At 71.0% G+C, this 2728-nt stretch carries 3 protein-coding genes; all 3 read left to right on the top strand.

What is annotated here, in order from left to right:
* The coding region (locus tag QOD90_RS30250; RefSeq protein WP_526356071.1) for a lysoplasmalogenase family protein at positions 1 to 303 on the top strand (303 nt) is incomplete at its 5' end.
* Positions 300 to 2297: a primosomal protein N' gene (locus QOD90_RS30255; protein WP_526356073.1), complete on the top strand. Its 1998-nt coding sequence runs from the start codon at positions 300 to 302 to the stop codon at positions 2295 to 2297. The genes QOD90_RS30250 and QOD90_RS30255, both read left to right, overlap by 4 nt.
* A gap of 37 nt (positions 2298 to 2334) precedes the next feature.
* A partial coding sequence (locus QOD90_RS30260; RefSeq protein ID WP_526356075.1) for a DUF2207 domain-containing protein occupies positions 2335 to 2728 on the top strand: 394 nt, incomplete at its 3' end.

Consider the following 2728-nt stretch of genomic DNA (forward strand, 5'->3'; position numbering starts at 1 on the left):
TGTGCGAGCTTGCTGGGGTGGTTCTGGCCGCAGCTGATCGCCGAGGGCATGGCGATCCCGGTCATCCTCTACATGCTGGTGCTGGCCGCGATGGTCTGCGCGGCTCTGCTCGCCGAGTTGCCGACGCCGTGGACTGCGCTGGGGGCGGTGTGCTTCGCGGTGTCCGACGGCATGATCGGGGTCGGCAAGTTCGTGCTGGGATCCGAGGCGTTGGCCGTGCCGATCTGGTGGGCGTACGCCGCGTCGCTGCTGTTGATCACCGCCGGGTTCTTCTTCGGCCGCTCTGCTACCCCACCTGCGTGACCGAACTGAGGCAGGCAGCCGAGCACGAGCCCATCGCTCGGGTGCTCCCGATGCTGTCGGTGCCCCATCTCGACCGCGACTTCGACTACCTCGTCAGCACCGAACAGTCCGACGACGCGCAGCCGGGGGTGCGGGTCAAGGTGCGCTTCCACGGCAGGCTCGTCGACGCCTTCGTCCTCGAAAGGCGTTCTGACACCGACCACGGCGGCAAACTGGGTTGGCTGGACCGGGTGGTCTCCAGCGAGCGCGTACTGACCCCCGACGTCCGGCGGTTGGTCGACGCCGTCGCCGCCAGGTACGCGGGCACCCGCCCCGACGTCCTCCGGCTCGCGGTCCCGCCGCGACATGCGACCGTCGAGAAGCAGGCAGTGCCCGATCCGCCCCCACCGTCGGCTCAGCCGGTCGACCCGGTGGGGTGGGGCGACTATGGCCGCGGGACGCAGTTCCTCGACGCCCTCGGTGAGGGCCGGGCGGCCCGCGCGGTCTGGCAGGCCCTGCCCGGTGAGCAGTGGACTGATCGGCTCGCCGAGGCCGCCGCGGTCGTGGTCCAGTCGGGCCGGTCGGCGCTGGCCGTCGTGCCGGATCAGAGTGACGTCGACGCGCTGCACGCAGCAGCAATCCGGCACGTGGACGAGGGGGCCGTCGTCGCGCTGTCGGCGGGGCTCGGCCCGTCGCAGCGCTACCGCCGCTGGCTGTCGGTGCTGCGGGGGCACGCCAGGTTCGTCATCGGGACCCGCAGCGCAGTGTTCGCACCGGTCGCCGATCTCGGGCTGGTGATGGTGTGGGACGACGGCGACGACACCCTGGCCGAGCCGAGGGCCCCGTATCCGCATGCCCGTGAGGTGGCGATGCTGCGTGCGCATCAGCTGCGGTGCTCCGCGTTGATCGGCGGTTACTCCCGTACGGCTGAGGCGCAGGCCCTGGTCACCAGCAAGTGGGCCCACGATCTGGTGGCCCCCCGGCCCGTGGTGCGGACCCGCACGCCGCGGGTGGTCGCGCTCGACGACAGTGGTTTCGCCCAGGAACGCGATGCCGCATCACACACGGCGCGATTGCCGACGATGGCGCTCGACGCGGCCCGGGCGGCGCTGCGGTCCGACGTTCCGGTCCTGGTGCAGGTGCCGCGGCGCGGTTACGTCCCCGCGCTGGCCTGTGGAAAGTGCCGGACGATCGCCAGGTGTAGGCATTGCACGGGTCCCATGTCGCTGCCCGATCGTGCTGCCGGAGCCGTCTGCCGGTGGTGTGGCCGCGCCGAGGCCGCACTCCGTTGTGTGCGGTGCGGTTCCGACGCGGTGCGCGCCGTTGTGGTGGGTGCGCGGCGCACCGCCGAAGAGTTGGGCCGGGCCTTTCCGGGGACCACCGTCATCACCTCCGGTGGTGATTCGGTGGTGTCCGAGGTTCCGGCCGGACCAGCACTGGTGGTCGCCACCCCCGGGGCCGAGCCCGCGGTGCCCGGCGGATACGGCGCCGCGCTTCTCCTCGATGGCTGGGCACTCCTCGGGCGGCAGGATCTCCGAGCCTCTGAGGATGCCTTGCGACGCTGGATGGCCGCCGCGGCCCTCGTTCGGCACCGCGGCGACGGAGGTGTGGTGGCCGTCGTCGCCGAATCCGCGATCCCCACCGTGCAGGCGCTGATCCGCTGGGATCCCGTCGCGCACGCCGAATCCGAGCTCGCCGCGCGTGCCGAGGTCGGCCTGCCGCCAGCGGTCCACATGGCCGCCGTCGACGGCGACCCCGCGGCAGTGACCGCTCTGCTTGCCGCAGCACACCTTCCGGGTGACGCCGACGTCCTCGGCCCCGTCGAACTTCCACCGGGAGCCCGTCGACCGCCCGGCGCCGAACGTGACACGGAGGTGAGCCGGATGCTCGTCCGGGTGCCCCGAGACACCGGACTGGGGCTGGCCTCGGCGCTCCGCCGCGCCACCGGCGTATTGAGCGCCCGCCACGATCAGCCGCCCGTTCGTGTGCAGATCGACCCGTTGCACATAGGGTGAGTCGAATCGCACGGCGCGGGGATGCAGCGGAGGTGAAGTGAAGCGGGTTTTCGGCTGGCTGATCCTGTTGGCCCTCATTGCCGTTGGACTGTTCTGGCCCCTTTTGCTCGAGAGTGCGTCCGGCGCAGGCAATGCCGCGGACCCCGTCGTGATCAGCGACTACCAGGCCGACTTCACCGTCGGCGCCGACGGCACGCTGAACGCGGTCGAGACCATTCGCGGTGAATTCCCCTCCGGTCGGCACGGAATCTTCCGCTACTGGGACGTCGCCAACCAGAACAGCCCTACCGTGCGGCAGGAGCCACGGATCACGTCCATCCTGATGGATGGTGAACCCGCGCCGTACCAACTGCTGTGGGAGTCGGGGGACAGGTTCCGGGTGGCCAAGATCGGCAGTCCCGACACCACGTTGTCCTCGGGTACGCACACCT

The organism is Mycobacterium sp. (genome assembly GCF_032161845.1).
GTDB lineage: Bacteria > Actinomycetota > Actinomycetes > Mycobacteriales > Mycobacteriaceae > Mycobacterium.